Genomic DNA, 22,678 nt, shown 5'->3' with positions numbered 1-22,678 from the left:
GCCAGGGGGAGGACACTGGGATCGGGGGGTTGTACTCCGCCCCCTGCCCCCGGCTCCCGGTGGGAGCAAGGGTGGCAGCCGGCGGGGAGCGGCCGCCGCCGGGATGGCTTGGGCGACGGCCGCAGGGCGCGGGGACGCAGCGTTTCCCCTCCGCGATGTCCTCGCGTCCGCCGCCCGCCTCCCCGGCACTCGACGAGCGCCCCAACGGCATCGCGGTCACCATGTTTCAGGGGGGCGCCGGGGAAGGAGGCCTTGACCGTGGCGCCTGGACCGGAACTGCCCGGACGGGGCGAGTCGTACTGGATGCACACCAGCGGCACGACCGCCTACCCGCCGCTCACCGAGGACCTCGAGGTCGACGTGGCGGTGGTCGGTGGCGGAATCGCCGGGCTCAGCACGGCCTGGGAGCTGACGCGCGCCGGCCGGACCGTCGCGGTACTCGAAGCCGACCGCATCGCCGCCGGAGTCACCGGCTACACGACGGCCAAGGTGTGCGCGCTGCACACCCTCGTGTACGACCGCCTGCGCCGCACGCACGGCGAGGAGGCCGCCCGGCTGTACGCGACGTCGCAGCAGGGCGCGGTGGAGCGCGTGGCCGAGATCTGTGCCGGGGTCGCGATCGACTGCGACCTGGAGCGCGCCCCGGCCTTCACCTACTCGGTCCGCCAAGAAGGCACGGACATACTGCGCGCCGAGGCCGAGGCCGCCCGCGAGGCCGGGCTCCCCGCGCGGTACACCGAGGACACGGGCCTGCCCTTCGCCGTCGCGGGGGCGGTGCGGGTGGACGACCAGGCGCAGTTCCACCCCCGCAGGTATCTGCTGGCCCTTGCCGAGGATCTGGTCGCGCAGGGCTGCGTGATCTTCGAGCGGTCCCGCGTGACCGAGATGCTCGGCGGCACCCCGTGCACGGTGACCACCGAGGCGCAGCACACGGTGACCGCGCACGCCGTCGTCGTCGCCACCCATTACCCGATCTTCGACCGGGCGTTCCTGTTCGCCCGCCTCCAGCCACGCCGGGAACTCGTCGTGGCCGCCCCGCTCGCCTCCGACCCGGGCCCGCTCGGCATGTTCATCACCGAGGACGAGGGCAGGCGTTCGGTGCGTACCGCTCCGTACGGCGCCGAGGGGCAGCGGCTGCTCATCGTGACCGGGGAGAGCTTCACACCGGGTACGGGCGACGCGGCGGCGTCCTTCGCACGGCTCGACTCGTGGATGCGCGAGCACTTCGCCGTCGAGGACACCGCGTACCACTGGGCAGCCCAGGACAACGACTCCGGCGACGGGATCCCGATGATCGGGCCCCTGCACCCCGGGGCCCGGCACGCGTATGTGGCGACAGGTTTCGGCGGGTGGGGCATGAGCAGCGGCGTCCTGGCCGGACAGCTGCTCAGCGGGCTGATCACCGGCGACGACGTGCCCTGGGCCGAGCTGTACGACCCCCGTCGCCTGTGGCACGCGATGCGGGAGGCGCCCGCTCTGCTGCGCCAACAGGCCGATGTCGCACGGCACTTCGTCCGCGACCGGCTGCACACCGCCCACGTCGACTCCGTCACCGAGATCCCGCCGGGATCGGGCGCGGTGGTGCGTGTGGACGGGCATCGGTGCGCCGTCTATCGCGCCGAGGACGGCACGGTCCGCGCCGTCTCGGCGCGCTGCACGCATCTGGGCTGCATCGTGGCGTTCAACGCGGCGGAGGCGACGTGGGAGTGCCCCTGTCACGGTTCGCGGTTCGCCACGGACGGGTCGGTCCTTCAGGGACCGGCCATGTGGCCACTGGCACCGGTGGAACTGCCGGGTACGCCGCCCGGACCGGGGCAGGGGGAAGGAGGCGCCACGACGAGTGGGCCATGACAGTGGCGACCGGCCGCACCGCTTCCGTAGAGACCGTTCCCATAGAGACCTAGAGACCTAGAGACACGGAGAACGACGTGAACGGCACATCAGCTTCGACAGCCTTCTCCTCGGAGGCCCCCTCGTCCCGGGACCTGGTGGAGGTCGTGCTCGGCGACTGCTCCGCGCCGGACGCCGACGCGGTCTTCCACTTCCTGGGCGACCACTTCGCCTCCGACCGCGGCGAGGCCGTCCCTCACGGCAACGAGGGGCCGCGCCCCGCCGCATGGACGGGCAACTTCCTCGTGGAGCACTCCCCCGCCGAGGTCTCCGGCACCGTGCTGGCCGGAACGGTCACGGCCGATCTCCAGGGCTGCCCGGTGGCGGTGGAACGCCTCTGCCGGACCTTGGACGCGGCCTTCGCCGTCGAGAAGGTCGGCAAGGTCGCCGGCGACCAGGAGGTCGAGGTCCAGCTCCACCTCAACAACCCGTGACCACCCGCAACCCCGGTCCGGCCCAGCCCGGACTCTGCCCGCGGTGGCGACGGCCGTCTCCGGGTCGAGCGCCCGCTCCGCCCGACGCCGCGCGCCGCCCACCCGGCGGGCGATGACCACACCGAAGAACGCCGGCGCGCCGCAGGACGCCCAGACCGGGACGCAGGCGGTCTCCGAGGCGATGCGGGCGCCGGTGTGTTCGCCCGCCGGCTCCCGCTCGACTTCGCCCAACACCCTCAAGACCCTGGCCGCAACACAGTGTTCACCCGGTTCAGGTCGCAGGCACTGACGTGTCGGTCGTCCGCCGCGCGCCGGCGATGGCCTGGACGTACCTCGACATGGCCGCGGACCCCCAGTGGCGCAACTGCTGCGTGGCTTCCCGCCACGGCTGACCTGCCCGGCGCGCGGTCAGGCCATGGCATGGGGGGTGCCCAGGATCGACCAGGGCCTTTCACTAGGGCCTTTCGCTCAGGTCATGCTGGGCCGCGATCAGTCCGGCGAGTGTCCCGGCGGGCACGTCCAGTTCGCGTTCCGCGGTGGTGATGGCCATGGCCGTCACCGCCGGGGGGCGGTTGCTGTGCTCCGTGTTGGCGTGGGCGCCGAGGCCGTCCAGGACCACGAGGATCTGGATGGCGGTCACCTCGGGGTTCTCGGTGCGAAGGGCTCCGGCCGCTACGCCGTCGCGGATGAACTGGGTCAGGCGTTCGCGCCACTGGGCCTCCTGGTGGCCCACGCGGTCGCGCAGCCTGTCGCGGTAGCGGCTCAGGTGCCTGGCGTTGAGCCACAGGCGGCTCATGCCGTCGAAGCGGTCCCCCGTGGTCAGGCGGAAGAAGCGGGCCAGGTCCTCCAGCGTCTCGCCCTCGGGCCGATCCACGGGAATCAGTTCGTCCAGCTCGGCCGTCGCCGCCACGCCGAAGGCCTCGGCGACGAGGTCCTCCGCGACCGGGAAGTAGTGGCTGATCAGCCCGGGGCGCACCGCGAGCTCGTCGGCGACCCGGCGCATGGTGATGCATTCGAGGCCCTCCGCGAGGGCGATCGCCGCCGCCGCGGCGACGATCTCGGCGCGGCGGGCCTCCGGATTCTTCCGCACCCGTTTCGGCCGGGTGCTTGACGGCACCCCCTGCTCACTATTGGATTCGCGGCCAATAGACAAGTCGGCTCCCGTGCTCGCCTGTTCGGAGGACTGCATGGATTCCACGATCCCAGACCCCTCGGCACAAGCTGCCGCACCCCCTGCCGACCAGGCCGGGCGCGTGAAGGCGCACGGCATCGACTTCATACCCGACGCCGAACGGCACGGCCGCGCCCGCGAGCTGTTCGCCGTGTGGGCGGCGCCCAACGTCAGCTACCTCAGCCTCGTGGTCGGCGGCGCCCTCATCCTGGTGGGCCTCGGCCTCCGGCAGGCGCTGGTCGTGATCGCGGCCGGCGACCTGTGCTGGATGCTGATCGGTCTTGTCGCCGTGAGCGGTCCCGCGGCCGGCACCCCGAGCCAGGTGATCACACGTGCGATGTTCGGCATCCGGGGCAACCGGGCGGACATCGCCCTCTGCGCCGGGGCCCGGCACCGCCAACTCCCTGGCCGGGCCCACCTGTTCACCTCACCGGAGTACACGCCTGCGCCGCGCGCTCGCCACCAGTTCATCGACCGTGGCCAGCTTGACCCGTGGCCGGCCGGCCTCGCGCCCCCGCGCGGCCTCCGCCCGTTCGATCGCCATCAGGCCCTTCGCGTCGAGGACGCGCCGGTTCCGGCGCCTGGCCAGCCGGTGGAAGGCCTTGGGTGCGTGCGGTGGCGTCGGCAGCGCGCCTGAGACGGCGTCGGCCAGCAGTGTGGCGACCGTCTCGGCCGCGCAGGTGCGGTTGGCGCCGATGCCACCGCTCGGGCCGCGCTTGATCCAGCCCACGACATACGTTCCGGCCATGCCGGTGACGCGCCCGCCCTCGTGCGGAACGGTGCCGGTGACCTCGTCGAAGGGGAGGCCGGAGAGCGGTCCTCCGCGGTAGCCGATCGCACGCAGCACCATGCCCGCCGTGATCACCCGCTCCCCCGACGTCCCTTCGACGCGCACGGCTTCGACCTGTTCCGATCCGAGCAGTTCTACGGGCGAGCTGTGGAAGCGCAGGACGATGCGCCGCCCGGGCGGCGGTGCCACGTCCGCGTCGAAGGGACCGCGGGGAACATCCTTCAGGACGGCGGCCTTGTCGTTCGTACCGGCCGCGTCGATGGCCGCGCCGATACGGGGATCGTGGTCGTCCACGAGCAGGTGCAGGCCTGGCACGTGCTTCAGCGCGAGGAGTTCCGGCGCGGTGTACGCGGCGTCGTCGGGGCCGCGGCGGCCGAGCAGGACCACTTCGCGTACGGAGCTCTCGCGCAGCGCCTTCAGGGCGTGGTCGGCGATGTCGGTGCGGGCGAGGGTGTCCGGGTCGGCGAGCAGGATCCGGGCGACGTCGAGGGCGACGTTGCCGTTGCCGACGACCACGACGCGTTCGGCACGGAGGTCGATCGCGTCGTGTGCCACGTCCGGATGGGCGTTGTACCAGGCGACGAAGGTGCGTGCCGAGATGCTGCCGGTGAGACCCTCGCCCGGGACGGACAGACGGCGGTCGGCGGCGGCCCCGACGGCGTAGACGACCGCGTCGTGGTGCTCGGCCAGCTCCTGCGGTGTGACGTCGGCGCCCACTTCGAGGCCCAGGTGCATGCGTACCCGGTGATGCGTGTGGAACCTGGCGAAGGTCTCGCCGACCTTCTTGGTGGCCGGGTGATCCGGCGCCACGCCGTAGCGCACGAGGCCGCCGGCCACGGGCAGCCGGTCGATGAGGGTCACCTCGGCGCTGGTGTGCAGCAGCAGGTCCTGCACCGCGTACATCCCGGCCGGTCCGGTGCCGACGACGGCGATCCTGAGCGGCGCGAGGTCGGACGGCAGGACACGCGGGAACGAAGGGCTGCCCCAGGCATGGAAGTTGGGGCCGTGCTCGACCGCGTCCGCACCCGAAGCCGGATGCCTGTCCCGGTCTTCGAAGTACGCGGCGTTGATCGCGGCGTACTCCTTCTGCGCCGGGGCCAGCGTGTCCACCGGGAAGATCGCGTCGACGGGGCAGGCGTCGGCGCACGCGCCGCAGTCGATGCAGGACACCGGGTCGATGTGCAGCATCTCCGTGCTGCCGAACGCCCGCTCCTCGGGGGTGGGGTGGATGCAGTTGACCGGGCACACGGCGACACACGTCGCGTCGCTGCAGCAGGTCTGGGTGATGGCGTACGTCATGTCGTCAACTCACGTCGGCTCAGATGAGGTTGGCACGCTTGTAGAACGCCAGCGCCGGCTTGGTGAGCAGCCGTGCGGAGGCCAGGAACTCCATGAGGCCCGAGCAGCTGGCGCGCATCATGGACTTGTGGTGCTCGTTGGCCCCGGCCTCGGCCACGGCGCGCCGCACGTCCAGCCCGGCGCTCTCGTAGACCTGCCTGCGGACCATGCTCGTCACGATGAAGTAGGACGCGGTCGCGACCACGAAGGCGTTGATGTGCCGGCGGATCCGGCCCGCACCCGCGAGACGCCTGCGCGTCTGGTCACGGGCGAACTTCATGTGCCGCGACTCCTCGACGACATGGATGTTGTTGATCGTGCGGACGAACGGCACGACCCGCTCGTCGCGCATCCAGTCGCGCTGCATGACGTCGAGGACTTCCTCGGCCACCAGGATCGCGGCGTAAGCCGCCTCGCCGAAGGCCAGCGTCTTGAAGACGCGGCCGAGTTCGATGACGAGCCGGTGCGGCCGGTAGGCCGGCGCCCCCAGCTTCTCGGCGCCGCGGGCGAACATGATCGAGTGGCGGCACTCCTCGGCGACCTCGGTGAGCGCCCACTGGAAGTCGGCCTTCGTCGGGTCCTTGGCGTACATGTCCCGCAGCACCATCTGCTGAAGGATCATCTCGAACCAGATGCCGGTGCTGGCCACCGACGCTGCTTCCTGCCGCGTCAGCTCCTTGCGCTGCTCCCCGGTCAGTTCCGCCCAGTACGCGGTGCCGTAGAGCGTGCTCCACTCCGGGCTCGCGCCGTGGAAGTCCCTGTCCAGCGGCGTCTCCCAGTCCACCTCGGTCGCCGGGTCGTACGCCAGCACGGCGGCCGACTCCAGCAGTCGCCGCGAGACGCCGCGCTCGTCGGGGAGTTCGTGCGATTCCGGCCCAACAATGCTGCTTGCCATGCTGCGGCTCCTTGGATCAGACGTGTGCGTTCCCTGTCGTTGCGCTGCCGTGTCCGTCGCCGTCCGTGGGTGCGCCCGGCGGTTCGCGGGGCTCATCACGGAGGCCGCCGTGCGGGCACACGCACGGGGCCACGGACCGTCGCCCCGTCGCGGCCCGTCGGCGGGGCGCCGCCTGCCGGCTCCGCGGGCTGCGCGAAGGCACCAGGTCAGCACAGGTGGACGGGGGCTCTGCAGAGGCCACCCGCCCGCTTGTTAGACGGACCGTATAACAAGGGGGGCGCGTTGGCCTACCCCGCGGTAAGTAGCGGGCGGCAGCCCTCGTACGCCGTGGCCGAGGACTCGGCGCGGTCAGGCCTGCCGATAGCCGCGGCCCTTGACCAGGCCGTGCGCGAGGCGGGCGAACGCGCGCGCGGCCGCGCTCTCGTAGGCACTCTCCCTGCGCAGGAGCACGGCGGTGCGGGTGGGCAGCGGCGGGTCGAGAGGGACGGGGCGAAGGTGTGGGTGATCGTCGGCGATGGCGTCGGGAAGCACGGTGGCCAGCAGTGACGAGCGGCGCACGATCTCGGTGAGCGCCAGGATGCTGTTGGCCTCGACGGCGACCGTCGGATCGACGCGATGCGCCGCGAGATAGTCGTCGATGTGACCCCGGGTCGCGAAATCTCCGCTGAGCAGGGCGAGTTGACGGTCACCAAGGTCACGTACGGGCAGCGGCCGGTCGCCCCGGACCTCATGGCCGTCGGCGCTGACGACGAGGCTCAGGCGTTCGGTGAACAGCGCTGCGGCGGCGATACCCGCCTGGTGCGCCCCCTCGAAGGCGATCCCGAGGTCGAGTTCGTCGGCGAGCAGGCTCGCCTCGATGTGATCCTGCGTCATTTCCCTGACGTCGACGGTGATTCCGGGGTGGCGGCTGCGGAGCGTGTCCACGAGCGGGCCGATGAGATAGACGGTGAACGTGGGCGTCATGGCGAGCCGGAGATGACCCCGCGAGAGGTCCGCGACGTCGAGCACGGCGCGGTCGGCGGCCGCCAGGTCCCTCAGTACGCGCTTTGCGTAGTGCACGTAGGCCTCGCCGGCGTCGGTGGGGCGCACCGTGCGGCCGCTGCGGTCCAGCAACTGGGCGCCTACTACGCGCTCCATCTGTTTGATCTGCTGCGACAGCGTCGGCTGGGAGATGCGCAGCTCCTCGGCCGCACGGGTGAAGTTGCCGTGTTCGGCCACCGCGATCAGATAGCGGAGATGACGAAGTTCGGGGCCCATAACCCGACTATAGACCGCGTCATAGATGTCATCGATAGGAATCATGGTCATTGCGTCTTGGACTCTATAGACACTGGTCATGCATGGTGGATCTCGTCAGCCCGACGGGCCGGCAGTCATCGAAGGGAGTGACCCATGCATGACCTCTCGGACGGTCTCGCGCGCTTTCGCCGCGACGTCTTTCCCGCAAAGGCGGGGCTCTTCGCCCACCTGGCCACGACCCACCGCCCGACGACGCTCTTCATCGGCTGTTCGGACGCCCGCGTGGTCCCCGAACTGATCACACAGAGCGAACCCGGCGAGCTGTTCGTCGTCCGCACCGCGGGCAACCTGGTCCCGGCCTACTCCTCGGACCCCGACGGCGTCGCGGCGAGCATCGAGTACGCCGTCGCCGTGCTGCGCGTGAGCGACATCGTCGTGTGCGGTCACTCCGCCTGCGGGGCGATGACCGCGCTGGCAGAGGGGCACGACCTCAGCGCCGCGCCGGTCGTCTCCGGCTGGCTGCGGCACGCGGACGCCGCGCGGGCCCGGGCCGCCGCGGTCCCGGAAGCGTCGGGTCCCGGCAGGGTCGCCGCCCTGGTGCGGGCGAACGTGTCCGCGCAACTGCAGAACCTGGCCACTCACCCCTGCGTGGCCCGCGCTCTGGCCGAAGGGACGCTCACGCTGCACGGCTGGGTGTTCGACATCGCCACCGGAGCAGTCAATCCGGTCGACGCCGCCGCGATCGCGGCCTGACCGCACCGTCCAGAACCAAGAAGCACCGAACCCTTCCGAAAGAGGAACTCCCCATGCAGCACGCCCAGTTCGACCCCACCGCCCGCGAGACCCTCGCCGTGGCCGCCGTCGATGCCAAGACCCGCAAGGACCTGACCTGGCAGCAGATCGCCGACGTCGCGGGGCTGTCGCCGGCCTTCGTCACCGCGGCCGTGCTCGGCCAGCACGCCCTTCCGCAGACGTCCGCCGAGGCCGTCGCGGAACTCCTCGGCCTCGACGAGGACGCCGCCCTGCTGCTCCAGACCATCCCGACGCGTGGTTCGATCCCCGGCGGCATTCCGACCGACCCGACCATCTACCGCTTCTACGAGATGCTCCAGGTCTACGGCACCACCCTCAAGGCACTCGTCCACGAGCAGTTCGGCGACGGCATCATCAGCGCGATCAACTTCAAGCTCGACGTGAAGAAGGTCGCCGACCCCGAGGGCGGCGAGCGCGCCGTGATCACCCTCGACGGCAAGTACCTCCCTACGAAGCCTTTCTGAGTTTTCGTCAGGACAGATACCGGAGCCGGTCACGCAATCCCCGGAGGACCCCCATGGACTTCGCCCAGCGCACCATCGACCTCGCCCGCCAGAACGTCGAAGAGGGCGGCCGCCCCTTCGCCACCGTCATCGTCAAGGACGGCGAGATCCTCGCCGAGAGCCCCAACAAGGTGGCCCAGACCTCCGACCCCACCGCGCACGCGGAAATCCTCGCCATCCGCGACGCCTGCCGCAAGCTCGGCACCGAGCACCTGGTCGGCGCCACGATCTACGTACTCGCCCACCCCTGCCCGATGTGCCTGGGTTCGCTGTACTACTGCTCCCCCGACGAGGTCGTCTTCCTCACCACCCGCGACGCGTACGAGCCGCACTACGTCGACGACCGCAAGTACTTCGAACTCGACTCCTTCTACGGTGAGTTCGCCAAGGACTGCACCGAGCGGCGCCTGCCCATGCGCCACGAGCCGCGGGACAGCGCCGTCGACGTGTACCGGCTGTGGCAGGAGCGCAACGGCGGCAGCCGCCGGGTGCCCGGGGCGCCGACGGCCTGAGGCGGTCTCGCGCCGGCTCAGCCCGGGATGCCGCTGCCGGCCTGCGCAGGGATGGCCACTCCCGTAAGCCCCCGTGGCACAGTCGCCGTCGGCAGGCCGCTACGGCTCCCCCGGTCGATGTCGGTGATCAGATCCCGCAGCGCGGCACAGCCGTGCGGTGCCGGCAGCCGGCCGTCCAGGGCGGCGAGCGCGCGGTGCGCACGCAGGCGGGCCCTGCCGGTGCGGCCGTCGCTGTGGTCGACGAACGCCTGGGCGTACCGGGCGACGAGACACGCCCAGGCGTCACCGTGGATGCCGGGCTGACTCAGGGCGCGGCGGGCGCTCCGCCGCGCCGCCCGCGGCGACTGCTCGGCCTGCGTCACGGCGAGAGCGGCCAGGCTCACCGCGGGCGGCAGACCGCCGGACACGTGCGGCGGGATCGTGCTCGCCGCCTCCTGGAACTGCTCGGTGGCCCGTTCCAGGTCGCCCTCATGGAGCGCCAGCATGCCCTGGACGTGCGCGATCCGCCCGATGGTCGCGTCGTCCCCGGTCAGCACCGCGGCCGGCCACGCGTGCTGGAGCAGCTCACTCGCCCCGTACGGGTCGCCGTACGCCGTGAGCCAGGCCGCGAGGCACAGGCCGCGCGCGATCAGGAGGGTGTCCGAGCGGCACATCGGGAGCAGCCGCAGCAGATGGCGGCGCCCCTCGTCGGCGGCGTCGTAGACCGCCCACCAGAACCACAGGTTCAGTACGGACTCCAGGGCCGCCGCCGCGAGTTCGGGCTGGCGGGGCGCGTACTCCAGCATCGCCCTGAGCCCTTCGGCCTCGGCCAGGACGAGTCGTACGGCCTGCGGCTGGCTGCCGAGACTCCACAGGTTCTCGGCGAGGGCGGCCACCCGGTGGAAGTGGATCGCGCGGCGTTCGGCGGCGACCTCGAACTCCCTTGCCTCACGCAGCCGTTCGCCGCCGAAGTCGTGGGCGGCGGGGGCCATGCGGTAGCGGGGTTCACGGATGCCGCCGGGGTCGCGTACCGGAGTCAGGACGCCGACCGCGGCGAGACGGGTCAGGCATGCCGGCACCCGGGCCGGGGCGAGTCCGCCGCCGGCGCAGACGAACGCCGCCGTCGACTCGTCGAACTCTCCGGCCAGGATGCTGGCGCGGGCCCACACGATCCGCTCATCGCGGTCGCACAGCACGTAGGCCGCGGCGACGGCGTCCCGCAGCGAGCGGTGCCGGGGAGCCGCCATGTCCGGTGCGCTCAGCCAGCACTGGTGTTCCTTGAGCCGTTCCGCGACCTCGCCCACGCTGCTCCTGGCGGCCTGCTCCGCGGCCAGCTCGACCGCGAGCGGAAGCCCTCCCACGTACCGGCAGATGTCCGCCACCGAGCTCAGGTCCGAATCGTCGGCGTCGAAACCGGCGCCCGCCCGCTCCAGGAACCGGTCCAGGAACAGCTTCATGGCAGGCGCGGTCCTGTGCTCGTCCGTGGGCTCGGCGCTGAGCGGCGCCAGGCGCAGCACGGCCTCGCCGCCCAGGCCGAGGGGCCGGCGCGCGGTCACCAGGACGCGCAGCGACGGCACGAACTCCAGCAGCGTCTGCACCATCCCCACGCACTCGGCATGGACCGGATCGACGTCGTCGAGGAAGAGCAGCACGTCAGCGGCGCGCAACCGGTCGGCGACGGCGCCGACACCGGCCGTTCCGCGCCGCCCGTGGACCCCGGCCGCCGCCTCCATGACGGCGGCGGTCAGTGAGACGGGCGAGCCCGGCCCGGCATCGGATCCGGCGTCCTGGCGGCCCTCCGGCCAGCGGACGACCACGACGCGCGGCCCGGCCCCCTGCGCGCCGACTCCGGCGACCTCCTCCGCTGCCGGCCGCCCCTTGCCCACACCGAGCACGCACTCCCCCACCTCGTGCGCCACGGCCTCCGCGACCGCCTCCGCTGCGAGCCGGCTCTTGCCCACGCCGACCTCACCGGCCACCGTCACCAGTCGATGGTTCTCCAGGAGCGCGCGCAGGTCCCGCGACTCCCGTTCCCGGCCCACCAGCGGACCGGGCACCTGGCCGCGGTCCTGCGCCGACGGCGCGCTGTCGCCGCCCTTGCGTGTCCACACGTCCGCCATGCTCCGCACATTCCTGCCCCTCGTCCGTCGACCGCCGCCGTCGTCCGTAGCCCGCGCCCAGTCTGTGCAGAACCGTCACTGCACTTGCGCCACGGCTACCCCAACGCCTGAGCGGCCCCGGGGTGTCGTCGCCGGGCGACGGTCCACCCTTCGCGCGGAACGGTCGAACGCGCGCCCGACTCCACGGTGCGGCGGAGGCCACCCGAAGTGAGCAGTTTTGGAGAAGCGCCGGTCATGAGCCGCGCCTAGCCTGAACTCCGTGGACAGCGCCCCTCACGGCAGCTCTCCCGCCGCCCTCGAACCGGATGACGGCGACCACACCCACGACCTTCAGGAGTGATCATGACCAGCTCTTCCACCCAGGGGATCAAGACCGTGCTGCACCCCGTCTCCGACCTGGCGAAGGCCAAGGCGGTGTACGTCGCCCTGCTCGGCGCGGAGCCGACGGCCGACGCCCCCTACTACGTCGGCTTCGACGTCGCGGGCCAGCACATCGGGCTCGTGCCCGGTGGCGGGGGCATGACCTCGCCGGTGACCTACTGGCACGTGCCGGACATCGAGGCGAAGCTCTCCGAGGTCACGGCCGCGGGTGGTGTGGTGAAGGAGGCCGCGCACGACGTCGGCGGCGGCCGCCTCGTCGCCACCTTCACCGACGCCGACGGCAACGTCCTCGGGCTGCTCCAGGACAGCTGACGGACGGCCCGGCCGACCGGGTCCCGGGCAGAGGACAAACAGCATCAGGCGGACCGCTCGAAACTGGTTAGATCGAGCCGGGCGACGCCGACGGGGCCCGCGAGGGCGGTCCCGCGCAACAGATGGAGACACGATGAGCATGGCCAAGGGGACGCAGGCGCAGTCACCTGCGCTGCACGCTGCCGACAGCCACGATCTGATCCGCGTGCACGGTGCGCGCGTGAACAACCTCAAGGACGTCAGCGTGGAGCTCCCGAAGCGCCGGCTGACGGTGTTCACCGGTGTCTCCGGCTCGGGCAAGAGTTCGCTGGTCTTCGGCACGATCGCCGCGGAGTCACAGCGGATGATCAACGAGACCTACAGCACGTTCGTCCAGGGCTTCATGCCGACGCTGGCCAGGCCCGAGGTCGACGTACTCGACGGTCTGACGACCGCGATCATCGTCGGCCAGGAGCGGATGGGCGGCGACGCCCGCTCCACGGTCGGCACGGCCACCGACGCCAACGCGATGCTGCGCATCCTCTTCAGCCGGCTCGGCAAGCCGCACATCGGCTCGGCCAAGGCCTTCTCCTTCAACGTCGCCTCGATCAGCGGCGCGGGTGCGGTCACCGTCGAGCGCGGCGGCGAGAAGGTCAAGGAGCGGCGCAGCTTCAGCATCGTCGGCGGCATGTGTCCGCGCTGCGAGGGCCGGGGTTCGGTCACGGACTTCGACCTGACGGCGCTGTACGACGACAGCAAGTCGCTCAGCGAGGGCGCGCTCACCGTCCCCGGCTACAGCGTCGACGGCTGGTACGGCCGGATCTTCCGCGGCTGCGGCTTCTTCGACCCGGACAAGCCGATCCGCAAGTTCACCAAGAAGGAACTGCACGACCTGCTCCACAAGGCGCCGACCAAGATCAAGGTCGACGGCGTCAACCTGACGTACGAGGGTCTGATCCCGAAGATCCAGAAGTCGATGCTGTCCAAGGACATCGACTCGCTGCAGCCGCACATCCGCGCCTTCGTGGAGCGCGCCATGACGTTCACGTCCTGCCCCGACTGCGGCGGCACGCGGCTGAGCGAGGCGGCCCGGTCGTCGAAGATCAAGAAGATCAGCATCGCCGACGCCTGCTCGATGCAGATCAGCGACCTCGCCGAGTGGGTGCGGGGCCTGAAGGAGCCGTCGGTCGCGCCGCTGCTGAAGGCGCTCGGGGACACGCTCGACTCGTTCGTGGAGATCGGGCTCGGCTACCTCGGCCTCGACCGCCCGGCGGGCACACTCTCGGGCGGTGAGGCGCAGCGCGTCAAGATGATCCGCCACCTCGGGTCGTCCCTGACCGATGTCACGTACGTCTTCGACGAGCCGACGATCGGGCTGCACCCGCACGACATCCAGCGGATGAACGACCTGCTGCTGCGGCTGCGGGACAAGGGCAACACGGTGCTGGTCGTCGAGCACAAGCCGGAGGCGATCGCGATCGCCGACCACGTCGTCGACCTCGGCCCGCGGGCCGGAACCGAGGGCGGCCAGGTGGTGTTCGAGGGCACGGTCGAAGGGCTGCGGGCCAGTGACACGATCACCGGGCAGCACCTGGACGACCGCGCGACGCTGAAGCCCACGGTGCGGACGCCGACGGGGAAGCTGGGGGTGCGCGGCGCGGGCACCAACAACCTCCAGGACGTCGACGTCGACATCCCGCTCGGCGTACTGACCGTCGTCACGGGCGTCGCGGGTTCGGGCAAGAGCTCGCTGATCCACGGCTCGGTGTCCGGACAGGAAGGCGTGGTCACGGTCGACCAGGCCGCGATCCGCGGCTCGCGGCGCAGCAACCCGGCGACGTACACCGGGCTGCTCGACCCGATCCGCAAGGCGTTCGCCAAGGCCAACGGCGTGAAGCCGGCGCTGTTCAGCGCGAACTCCGAGGGTGCCTGCCCCACCTGCAACGGCGCGGGCGTCATCTACACCGACCTGGCCATGATGGCCGGCGTCGCCTCCACCTGCGACGACTGCGAGGGGAAGCGGTTCCAGGCCTCTGTCCTCGACTACCACTTCGGCGGGCGCGACATCAGCGAGGTGCTCGCGATGTCGGTGGCCGAGGCCGAGCAGTTCTTCGGCGCCGGGGAGGCACGCACGCCGGCCGCGCAGAAGATCCTTCAGCGGATGGCCGACGTCGGACTCGGCTACCTCAGGCTGGGGCAGCCGCTCACCACGCTGTCCGGCGGCGAGCGGCAGCGGCTCAAGCTCGCGACGCACATGGCCGAGAAGGGCGGGGTCTACGTCCTCGACGAGCCGACGACCGGCCTCCACCTCGCCGACGTCGAGCAGTTGCTCGGCCTGCTCGACCGCCTCGTCGACTCCGGCAAGTCCGTGATCGTCATCGAGCACCACCAGGCGGTCATGGCCCACGCCGACTGGATCATCGACCTCGGTCCCGGCGCCGGTCACGACGGCGGACGGATCGTCTTCGAGGGCACGCCCGCCGAACTCGTCGCGGACCGCTCCACCCTGACCGGTGAGCACCTCGCGGCGTACGTGGGCGGCTGACCGAAAGGCGAGCACGAACATCCTCCGGGCCGGACACGAGTAACTCCGTGTCCGGCCCAGAGGATTGCATGAACAGCGCGTCGGCGGATCCGCCCGCTTACGGCAACGGCAACGGCAGGACGCGTATGCCCTCCCCCATAGCCCCTGTTCCCGCTCAGTCCTTGGACGAAGGCGCGTGCGACGGCACGGGGCGCAGCCATTCGCTCATGTCACGGCTCCGGAGTCCGCGATCCGCGAAGCCATCGCCGAGAGTTCCTCGTAGGCACGACGCAGCACCCTGCTGAACGTGTCCGGCTCGGTGAGCGGGAGCAGGTGCGGCCCGGGGACGTGGACGAGGCGGACCGGGGTGCCGACGGCTTGCACCCGTTCCAGGAACTTCCGCTCCTGGAGCCGGAAGAGCGGGTCGTCGAGTCCGTTCGCCAGCACGAGCGGTGCGTCGACAAGCCCCGCCATGGCGAGCGTGTCCCAGCGCGACATCTCCGCCATGGCCTCACCGAACACATGGCGGGACAGGCCGCCCTCCATGACGCCCCGGAAGCTGTCGACGGGCAGTTTCGCTTGCAGGACACGCCTGTTGAGCCGGAATGCGCACTCCTCCCCCATCAGCCTCTGCAGCACGGCGGCCGTCCGGTGCGGAACCGTCACAGGCCCGTCGGTCCTGATCGTGGCGGCATGCGCGAAGAGCCCCGCGGCGCCGTCCGAACCGTGCGCGCCGTAGGCAAGAGTGGAGATCGCGCCGAGCGAGGTGCCCGCGACGACGGGCCTGTGTCCGGTCGCCCTGGTCGCCTCGGCGACGGCCGCCTCGATCTGCCCGACCACGCCCTCAAGAGTGAACGGCCGCTCGCTCAGGGCTCCGTGGCCCGGCAGGTCGCAGGCGGAGATGCGGAAGTCGGGTACGAGGCGCGCGGCTACGGCGCTCCACATGTGGGCCGACAGGCGGATTCCGTGGACGAGTACGAGGGGGTGGCCATGGTCGGAGCCAGTGGTCCACAGACCTGGCTCCTGTGCCTGCCGGAGCATGTCGATCTCCTTCGGGACGGGGCACCATGCCCTCTTCGACGCCTCCCCGAACCGGGAAGGGACCTGCGAGTAGCTGCGGGTCTCACGGAGCGTAGTCGTCCGCCGCGCGGCTTCGGTGCCGCCGTTCTACGTTGGTCGAGCAAGACCCGTACAAGACAAAGGAGTCGTAATGGCTGACAAGGGCGGCATGGACAAGGTCAAGGGCAAGACCAAGGAGATGACCGGTAAGGTCACCGGCGATCGCCGCAAGGAGGCCTCGGGCCGCGCCGACCAGGCGAAGGGCGAGGCCAAGAAGGCGATGGGCGAAGCCCACGACCGCGCCCGCGGAGTCCAGGACTCCATCCAGCGCGACGGCTCCTGACCCGAGCCTCGAAGAAGCCCCCGCGCGTGCTGCGCGGGGGCTTCCCCCTGCCGTCACACGGTGCGTGCCAGCCGTAACCCCAGGTCGTCGATGGTGAACGTCGGGTGGCTGCGGCGGCGCACGGTGGCCCCGCAGCCGCGCTCCGACTCGGCCCAGCCACCACCGCGGAAGATGCGGTACGAGCCGTAGACCTCCTCGTCGTACAGGTCCCAGCACCACTCCCAGACGTTGCCGAGCATGTCGTGAAGCCCCCACGCGTTGGGGGCCTTTCCCCCGACGTCGCGGACTCCGCCCCCGGAGTTGTCCGCGTACCAGGCGATGTCGTCGATCGCCCCGTACCGGTAGCCCTCGGTTCCCGCCTTGCACGCGTACTGCCACTCGGCCTCTGTCGGCAGACGGTAGCCGTCGGCGTCCCAGTCGCATGTCACCTCCCCGCCGTCCGCGTCGCGGGTGTAGGCCGGGGTCAGACCGGAGCGCGCCGAGATGGCGTTGCAGATGTCGATCGCGTCGAGCCAACTGACGTTCGTCACCGGCGAGGCACCACTCGTGGCGGGAGCGGGGTCGGCTCCGGTGGCGGAGCGCAGGAGGTCAGCCGTGACGGGATGGCGGCCGAGCAGGAAGGGGGCGATGTCCGTCGTCCAGCGCGTGCCGCGCCGGTCGTCCCGTAGGTCGACGGTGCCGCCGGGGACGCGCACCATCCCGTTGGCGATGGTGGCGTCGGTCGCGGGGTGCACCTCGTGAAGCCTCTCCATGGGAATCATCCGTAGAAGTTGCGCTGCCAGCGGTGCCTCGCCAGCACGGCGAGTTGGTCGGCGGTCAGCGGCCGTCCGTCGCTCAGGGCCGTGTTGCGCTCGACGTTGCGCACGGTACGCATGCCGGGGATCACGGTGGAGACGGCGGGCGAACTCAGCACGAAGCGCAGCGCGTTCTCGGCGATCTCGTCGGGTGCGATGCCGAGGTCGGCGACGATGGCGGCGACCTTCCGCTCGACCTGCGCCGGCCGGTCGTCGCGGAAGTAGCGGGCGCGGAAGTCGCCTTCGGGGAATGTCGCCCCTGCGGTGATCCGGCCCGTGAGCCCGCCCTCGTCCAGCGCCACGCGGACGATGACGCCGACGCCGTGTTCTTCGCAGGCGGGCAGCAACGCGTCGGCGGGTGCCTGGTCGAAGATGTTGTAGATGACCTGCACGGTGTCGACGGCGCCGCTGCGTACGAGAGCGAGTGCGTTGTCCGGCTGGTGGTCGTTGACGGAAACGCCGAACAGGCGGATCTTCCCCTCCTTCTTCAGCTCCTCGACCGTCTGCAGCCAGTCGCCCCGGCCCACCCACTCGTCACTCCAGACGTGGAACTGCACCACGTCGAAGTGGTCGAGGCCACTGACCCGCAGACTGGTCTCCACGCTCTCGCGTATGTGGGCGCCGGGGAACGCCTCGGCGGGGTCGATGCCGTCGGGCGCGGGCCAGATCCTATTCATCGGCGGCACCTTGGTCGCCACCAGCACCTCGTCGCCTGCCCGTTCGCGCACGACCCGCCCCACGATCCGCTCGCTCTCGCCGTAGCCGCGGGCGGTGTCGATGAAGTTCACCCCGAGGTCGACGGCCCGGTGCAGGGCGCGTACGGACTCGTCCTCGGTGGCGCCCACCCACCCGGACGCGCCGATGCCCCAGGCGCCGTAGCCGATCTCGGACACGGACATTCCGCTGCGGCCCAGCTCGCGGTAGCGCACTCTCAACCTCCACGTCGAGTTTCTTCGCCCGGGCCGCATCGAAGCCGGCGCCCGGAAGCGTCCCGACGATCCATACCCTCTTCTGGGGGCGCGCGTCCCCCGATATGGACACTTTGCCTACGACGGAAAGGTCACGGGTAGACTCGTTGGCTGATTCCTCCGGCGCCGGGGGCGTCGCCAGCCAAGGAAAGAGGGAAGTCTCGACGTGTGGGCCGCACAGCACGAAGCTCCGATCTACAGTCGGCTCATCCAGGAACGAGGCGACATCCCCGCCCAGGTCCGTGCCGTAGCCGAACAGACCCTGCGGGATCTGGAACGGGTGATGCCGGCGCCGCTACCGCGCGCCATGCCGACGCAGCAGACGCACTCGCCCGCGCTCAACAGCGGCGGACAGGGCTCGCTCTAGCGCATACGGAAGCCGGCGGCACCGGGAGGGTTTCCCGAGCCGCCGGCTTCCGCCTTGCGCGGTTCGCGATCAGCCCTTCGCTGCCAAGTCCTTGAGCGCGATGTTGAGTTCGAGGACGTTGACGCGGGGTTCGCCCATGAAGCCGAGGATGCGGCTGCTGGTGTGGTTCTTGACGAGCTTGTCCACCTGGCTGACGGAGAGGTGGTTATTCTCCGCGATGCGGTGGACCTGGAGGTCGGCGTAGTCCGGGTCGAGGCCGGAGCCGGAGGAGGTGACGGCGTCGGCCGGCACATCCGACTTCTTGACCTTGTAGGTGGCCGTGGAGTTGTCCTTGATGACTGCCTTCTGCGCGGCCTCCACCTGGCCGATGAGGTCCTTGTTGTCGCCGGCCAGGTTGGTGGCGCCGGAGACCAGCGTCAGCACGAGGAGGGCACCCAGCCCGACCCCGAGCAACCGGGCGGTGTTCTTAACCGAGTTGTTCATAGCCGATCAGCCGATCCCGGGGATGAGAGAGATGAGGAGGTCGATGATCTTGATGCCGATGAACGGGGCGACGAGACCGCCGAGCCCGTAGATCCCGAGGTTGCGCCGGAGCAGCTTGTCGGCGCTCACCGGCCGGTACTGCACGCCGCGCAGGGCGAGGGGTACGAGCGCGATGATGATGAGCGCGTTGAAGATGACCGCGGACAGGATCGCGGAGTCCGGTGAGGACAGGTGCATGATGTTGAGCTTGTCCAGGCCCGGGTAGACCGCCGCGAACAGGGCCGGGATGATCGCGAAGTACTTCGCGACGTCGTTGGCGATGGAGAACGTCGTGAACGCGCCTCGGGTGATGAGGAGTTGCTTGCCGATCTCGACGATCTCGATGAGCTTGGTCGGGTTGGAGTCGAGGTCGACCATGTTGCCGGCCTCTTTGGCGGCGCAGGTCAGGAGGACCTGGGCTACCTCGCCGAGGCGCCCCTGAGCTTGTGCCAGTCCGGGGCCAGGACCGACCAGACCTCCTCGTCGTGCCGGACGCCGCGGTACAGGTAGCTCTCCCGCAGCACCGCGTCGCGGGTCATGCCGAGGCGCCGGGCCACGTTGAGGCTCGCGGTGTTGCCGGCCCCCGCCACCCAGTCGACGCGGTGCATGCCGCGCACGCCGAAGGCCCAGTCGAGCAGAACACGGATCGCGCGCGTGACGATGCCCCGGCCTACCATCGTCGCCTCCAGCCAGCAGCCGACCTCACAGTTCCCGGCCGCGGCGTCGAAGAGCCGGAACATCACCCCGCCGACGAGCGTGCCGTCGGCCCAGATGCCGTAGAGGCGACCGGCGTCGGCGGCGGTCTTGTCCGCGTAGCGCTGGAGGAAGGCCCTGGCGGACGCCAAGTCCGTTACATGGTCGGGGAGTTCGACGAACCGGCCGATGTGTTGGCGGCCCCGGTCCATGTGGGCGAGGAACTCCTCGGCGTTCCACGGCTCCAGGGGCCGCAGCTCGACTCCGTCATCACCCAGCGGTATCGCGAACATGCTGCTCCTTCGGTACGGGTTGCTGCCGCGCGGCAGCCTAGGCCGGAACCGCGCCACCGCAGCGGCCATTTTTGGTCTAGACCTTGACAGGTCCAGACCAGGTTCGCTTGAGTGGCCGGCACCCCCATGGCGGCGCCGGGCTCCCCAACTCGCGCCGCGCCGAAGGAGCGTTGGCATGATCAAACGCGTCACGAGTCTTGTCGCCACCCTGGCCGCGGTCAGTGCCGTGGTCGTCATCGGACCGGCCACCACGGCATCGGCGGCCGAGTGCGCCGCGCCCTGGAACTCCTCGTCCGTCTACACGGGCGGCGGGTCGGCCTCGTACAACGGACACAACTGGAACGCCAAGTGGTGGACCCAGAACGAGACCCCGGGCACCTCCGACGTCTGGGCGGACCAGGGCGCCTGCGGCGGTGGCGACACGAACCCGGGTGACCCCGCGCCGTCCGGCTTCGTCGTCAGCGAGGCCCAGTTCAACCAGATGTTCCCGAACCGGAATCCGTTCTACACCTACAGCGGCCTCACCGCCGCGCTCAGCGCCTACCCCGGCTTCGCCAACACCGGCAGCGACACGGTCAAGCGCCAGGAGGCCGCGGCGTTCCTGGCCAATGTCAGCCATGAGACCGGCGGCCTGGTGTACATCGTCGAGCAGAACACCGCCAACTACCCGCACTACTGCGACAGCAGCCAGTCCTACGGCTGCCCGGCCGGCACCGCCGCGTACTACGGCCGCGGCCCGATCCAGCTCAGCTGGAACTTCAACTACAAGGCCGCGGGCGACGCACTCGGCATCGACCTTCTCCACAACCCGTACCTCGTGGAGCAGGACGCGGCCGTGGCCTGGAAGACGGGCCTTTGGTACTGGAACACGCAGAGCGGCCCCGGCACCATGACGCCGCACAACGCCATGGTGAACGGCGCCGGCTTCGGCGAGACGATCCGCTCCATCAACGGCAGCCTGGAGTGCAACGGCGGCAACCCCGGCCAGGTCCAGAGCCGCATCGACCGGTACAAGGCGTTCGTCCAGATCCTGGGCACCGCACCGGGCGACAACCTGAGCTGCTGACACGCCACCGCGTGTGACGTGCCCTGCCGCCGCCGGGCGGGCCTTGAGTTCACCAGGTCCGCCCGGCGGTCTCGTCACGGGGCGCGGGGCGCACCGGGTGACCGCACGAAGTGACGAGTCCGGCAACGGAGGCGGGCTAGCCGGGCTCGCCGTTGAGCAGCTTGTCGACGGCCCTTCGGAGCCGAGCACGCCGAGCCTCGGGGGTGAGGGCCTGGAGCAGCGGCAGAATCGCCTGGTAGCGCCCGGACCTGTCGAGCGCGTCGAACGCCCTCCTGGCCTCGGGTTCCGCGTCGAGCTCCGCGGCGAGGTCGGGTGGCACCGTCGCCGTCTTCTGCGACTCGTACGCCGCCGCCCACCGCCCGTCCTCCTGCGCCCTGCGCACCTCGGCGAGACCGGGCTCGCGCATCCGGCCGGCGGCGGTCAGCATCGAGACCTTGTCCACGTTCACCCTGGACCACAGGCTCCTGGCCCGGCGCGGCACGTACCGCTGGAGGTAGTACCGCTCGTCCAGGGAGCACCGCCGGCCGGAGATCCAGCCCCAGCACAGCCCGATGTCCACCAGCTCGTCCTCGGTGACGGACGGGATGCCGGACCTCTTCTTGGCGACCTTGACCCACACACCTTCCTGCCGCGTGTGGTGCTCGCCGAGCCAGCTCTCGAACGCCTCGGCATCCAGGAAGGCGATGATCTCCACCCCGTCGGCCCCGTACACCCCACCCGTCCCGTCCATGGGGCGCAGCGTACCGCCGCCGCGACGAGCGTCGGTCTGAAATGTACAATTTTATGGCGTTCAACGTATGGGTGATCCCGTTCGCGAGGTGGCGCCATGCAGTCGTGTGTGTCGAGGCATCGCAAGGCCGCGTTGCTCCCGGTGAGCACCGCCGTCGCCTGCGTGACCGCTCTCGCGGGAGTTCCCGCGTCCGCGGACGACGGGGGCGATGCGTCGAAGCTGAGCGCGCAGCAGCTCGCCGACGACGCGAAGAAGGAGCTGCTGGACGCGAAGTCCCTCCATATAGTCCTGAAGAACAACTCCACGGGACCCGCCGACGCCCAGTCCCCCGCGGTCCTCGATCTCGCCCTGGACCAGGACGGCAACTGCGCCGGATCACTGACCATGGGTACGGGCGGCGCCAAGGGCGGCACCGTCGAACTCATCAAACGCGGTGACGAGTTGTGGATGAAACCCGACACCACGTTCTGGAAGTCCCAGGTCACCGGCGCCGCGGGCGAGCGCGCGGCCCAGCTCTACAACGGGCGTTATGTGCACGGCAGCGCGAACGACGGACTGCTCAGGACCCTGGGCGACACATGCGACTTGACCGCGTTCCAGGCCCGGTTGGACGGCGGCCCCTCGAGCGCGCCCCCCGAGAAGCTGACCAAGGGCAAGGAGACCAAGGTGGACGGCACGGACGTCGTGCCGGTGAGTGGCAGGAACGACGGCAGTGAAGTCGTTCTGTTCATCACCTCGAAGGATCCGCATCGGCTCGTGCGTGCCACCGAGAAGATGGGCGATCTGAAGACGGCGATGACACTCACGGACTACAACCGGCCGGTGCCGACCGCGACTCCGTCGAAGGAAGACTCCGTCGACGTGTCCAAGATCCAGAACCTCTCCCCGGAGGCCACCCCGCCGCAGGCCGCTGCGCCGGACCGGGCCGCGTGGTGAACTGCCCGGTCAGGGAAGGGAGTTGAG

At 70.6% G+C, this 22,678-nt stretch carries 21 protein-coding genes and 3 pseudogenes; 12 read left to right on the top strand and 12 right to left on the bottom strand.

Annotation, left to right across the window (positions count from 1 at the left end; genetic code table 11):
• Positions 1 to 303 precede the first annotated feature (303 nt).
• Both OG758_RS41770 and OG758_RS41765 read left to right on the top strand, forming a co-directional pair.
• On the top strand, positions 304 to 1,851 hold the full coding sequence (locus tag OG758_RS41770; RefSeq protein ID WP_326716211.1) for an FAD-dependent oxidoreductase: 1,548 nt from the start codon (positions 304 to 306) through the stop codon (positions 1,849 to 1,851).
• A 77-nt stretch (positions 1,852 to 1,928) separates the two neighbouring features.
• Positions 1,929 to 2,324 carry a hypothetical protein gene (locus OG758_RS41765; protein ID WP_326714643.1) on the top strand — a complete coding sequence of 132 codons (396 nt, stop codon included), beginning with the start codon at positions 1,929 to 1,931 and terminating at the stop codon, positions 2,322 to 2,324.
• A 454-nt stretch (positions 2,325 to 2,778) separates the two neighbouring features.
• On the opposite strand, the gene OG758_RS41760 is transcribed toward OG758_RS41765, so the two are convergent.
• On the bottom strand, positions 2,779 to 3,441 hold the full coding sequence (locus OG758_RS41760) for a TetR/AcrR family transcriptional regulator (protein WP_326714642.1): 663 nt from the start codon (positions 3,439 to 3,441) through the stop codon (positions 2,779 to 2,781).
• Between OG758_RS41760 and OG758_RS49195 the strand changes: the two are divergent.
• Positions 3,326 to 3,844 (top strand): annotated as a pseudogene (locus OG758_RS49195) (cytosine permease); the annotation flags it as partial. The gene OG758_RS41760 and the pseudogene OG758_RS49195 sit on opposite strands and share 116 nt — an antisense overlap.
• Positions 3,845 to 3,922: 78 nt before the next feature.
• On the opposite strand, the gene OG758_RS41750 reads toward OG758_RS49195, so the two are convergent.
• The 3 genes from OG758_RS41750 to cynR all read right to left on the bottom strand — a co-directional run bounded on the left by OG758_RS41750 (position 3,923) and on the right by cynR (position 7,775).
• Complete coding sequence (locus OG758_RS41750; protein ID WP_326714641.1) at positions 3,923 to 5,584, bottom strand: FAD-dependent oxidoreductase; 1,662 nt, start codon at positions 5,582 to 5,584, stop codon at positions 3,923 to 3,925.
• Positions 5,585 to 5,603: 19 nt separating this feature from the next.
• Positions 5,604 to 6,518, bottom strand: a complete 915-nt coding sequence (locus tag OG758_RS41745) for an AurF N-oxygenase family protein (protein WP_326714640.1) — start codon at positions 6,516 to 6,518, stop codon at positions 5,604 to 5,606.
• 348 nt (positions 6,519 to 6,866) lie between these two features.
• Positions 6,867 to 7,775 carry a transcriptional regulator CynR gene (gene cynR / locus OG758_RS41740; protein ID WP_326716210.1) on the bottom strand — a complete coding sequence of 303 codons (909 nt, stop codon included), beginning with the start codon at positions 7,773 to 7,775 and terminating at the stop codon, positions 6,867 to 6,869.
• A gap of 135 nt (positions 7,776 to 7,910) precedes the next feature.
• Between cynR and OG758_RS41735 the strand changes: the two genes are divergently transcribed.
• From OG758_RS41735 to OG758_RS41725, 3 genes are read left to right on the top strand one after another with little or no spacing between them, the layout of a single operon-like run.
• Positions 7,911 to 8,510 (top strand): carbonic anhydrase, encoded by a 600-nt coding sequence (locus OG758_RS41735; RefSeq protein ID WP_326714639.1) that lies wholly within the window; start codon positions 7,911 to 7,913, stop codon positions 8,508 to 8,510.
• A gap of 53 nt (positions 8,511 to 8,563) precedes the next feature.
• A complete protein-coding gene (cynS, locus tag OG758_RS41730; RefSeq protein WP_326714638.1) occupies positions 8,564 to 9,034 on the top strand; it encodes a cyanase in 471 nt (156 codons plus the stop codon).
• A gap of 53 nt (positions 9,035 to 9,087) precedes the next feature.
• Positions 9,088 to 9,585, top strand: a complete 498-nt coding sequence (locus tag OG758_RS41725) for a nucleoside deaminase (RefSeq protein ID WP_326714637.1) — start codon at positions 9,088 to 9,090, stop codon at positions 9,583 to 9,585.
• 17 nt (positions 9,586 to 9,602) lie between these two features.
• On the opposite strand, the gene OG758_RS41720 is transcribed toward OG758_RS41725, so the two are convergent.
• Positions 9,603 to 11,684: an ATP-binding protein gene (locus tag OG758_RS41720; RefSeq protein WP_326714636.1), complete on the bottom strand. Its 2,082-nt coding sequence runs from the start codon at positions 11,682 to 11,684 to the stop codon at positions 9,603 to 9,605.
• 342 nt (positions 11,685 to 12,026) lie between these two features.
• Between OG758_RS41720 and OG758_RS41715 the strand changes: the two genes are divergently transcribed.
• A complete protein-coding gene (locus tag OG758_RS41715) occupies positions 12,027 to 12,377 on the top strand; it encodes a VOC family protein (RefSeq protein ID WP_266568606.1) in 351 nt (116 codons plus the stop codon).
• Between the two features lie 133 nt (positions 12,378 to 12,510).
• Entirely contained in the window at positions 12,511 to 14,901 is a 2,391-nt protein-coding gene (locus OG758_RS41710) for an excinuclease ABC subunit UvrA (protein WP_326714635.1), read from the top strand.
• Positions 14,902 to 15,105: 204 nt separating this feature from the next.
• Here the strand turns inward: OG758_RS41710 and OG758_RS41705 are convergent, their stop codons facing one another.
• Positions 15,106 to 15,921, bottom strand: a complete 816-nt coding sequence (locus OG758_RS41705) for an alpha/beta fold hydrolase (protein ID WP_326714634.1) — start codon at positions 15,919 to 15,921, stop codon at positions 15,106 to 15,108.
• Between the two features lie 169 nt (positions 15,922 to 16,090).
• On the opposite strand from OG758_RS41705, the gene OG758_RS41700 reads away from it, so the two are divergent.
• Positions 16,091 to 16,282 (top strand): CsbD family protein, encoded by a 192-nt coding sequence (locus OG758_RS41700; protein ID WP_326714633.1) that lies wholly within the window; start codon positions 16,091 to 16,093, stop codon positions 16,280 to 16,282.
• 53 nt (positions 16,283 to 16,335) lie between these two features.
• On the opposite strand, the gene OG758_RS41695 is transcribed toward OG758_RS41700, so the two are convergent.
• Both OG758_RS41695 and OG758_RS41690 read right to left on the bottom strand, forming a co-directional pair.
• Positions 16,336 to 17,034 (bottom strand): formylglycine-generating enzyme family protein, encoded by a 699-nt coding sequence (locus OG758_RS41695; RefSeq protein WP_326714632.1) that lies wholly within the window; start codon positions 17,032 to 17,034, stop codon positions 16,336 to 16,338.
• Positions 17,035 to 17,039: 5 nt separating this feature from the next.
• Entirely contained in the window at positions 17,040 to 18,005 is a 966-nt protein-coding gene (locus OG758_RS41690; protein WP_326714631.1) for an aldo/keto reductase, read from the bottom strand.
• Positions 18,006 to 18,210: 205 nt separating this feature from the next.
• Between OG758_RS41690 and OG758_RS41685 the strand changes: the two genes are divergently transcribed.
• Positions 18,211 to 18,411: a hypothetical protein gene (locus OG758_RS41685; protein ID WP_326714630.1), complete on the top strand. Its 201-nt coding sequence runs from the start codon at positions 18,211 to 18,213 to the stop codon at positions 18,409 to 18,411.
• 69 nt (positions 18,412 to 18,480) lie between these two features.
• Here the strand turns inward: OG758_RS41685 and OG758_RS41680 are convergent.
• From OG758_RS41680 to OG758_RS41670, 3 genes and pseudogenes are all read right to left on the bottom strand, one after another.
• A pseudogene (locus tag OG758_RS41680) lies at positions 18,481 to 18,852 on the bottom strand (potassium-transporting ATPase subunit C); the annotation flags it as partial.
• A 48-nt stretch (positions 18,853 to 18,900) separates the two neighbouring features.
• A pseudogene (locus OG758_RS41675) lies at positions 18,901 to 19,392 on the bottom strand (potassium-transporting ATPase subunit B); the annotation flags it as partial.
• A complete protein-coding gene (locus OG758_RS41670) occupies positions 19,353 to 19,919 on the bottom strand; it encodes a GNAT family N-acetyltransferase (protein ID WP_326714628.1) in 567 nt (188 codons plus the stop codon). The pseudogene OG758_RS41675 and the gene OG758_RS41670, both read right to left, overlap by 40 nt.
• Positions 19,920 to 20,094: 175 nt before the next feature.
• On the opposite strand from OG758_RS41670, the gene OG758_RS41665 reads away from it, so the two are divergent.
• A complete protein-coding gene (locus OG758_RS41665) occupies positions 20,095 to 20,985 on the top strand; it encodes a glycoside hydrolase family 19 protein (RefSeq protein ID WP_326714627.1) in 891 nt (296 codons plus the stop codon).
• A gap of 136 nt (positions 20,986 to 21,121) precedes the next feature.
• On the opposite strand, the gene OG758_RS41660 is transcribed toward OG758_RS41665, so the two are convergent.
• On the bottom strand, positions 21,122 to 21,715 hold the full coding sequence (locus OG758_RS41660) for a YdeI/OmpD-associated family protein (RefSeq protein WP_326714626.1): 594 nt from the start codon (positions 21,713 to 21,715) through the stop codon (positions 21,122 to 21,124).
• A gap of 141 nt (positions 21,716 to 21,856) precedes the next feature.
• On the opposite strand from OG758_RS41660, the gene OG758_RS41655 reads away from it, so the two are divergent.
• The gene (locus OG758_RS41655) at positions 21,857 to 22,651 is read left to right on the top strand and encodes a hypothetical protein (RefSeq protein WP_326714625.1); all 795 of its coding nucleotides are present in this window, start codon (positions 21,857 to 21,859) and stop codon (positions 22,649 to 22,651) included.
• Positions 22,652 to 22,678 lie beyond the last annotated feature (27 nt).

This window comes from Streptomyces sp. NBC_01474, from assembly GCF_035918215.1.
Classification (GTDB): domain Bacteria; phylum Actinomycetota; class Actinomycetes; order Streptomycetales; family Streptomycetaceae; genus Streptomyces; species Streptomyces aureus.
This window is presented reverse-complemented; position numbering and strand designations above follow the sequence as displayed.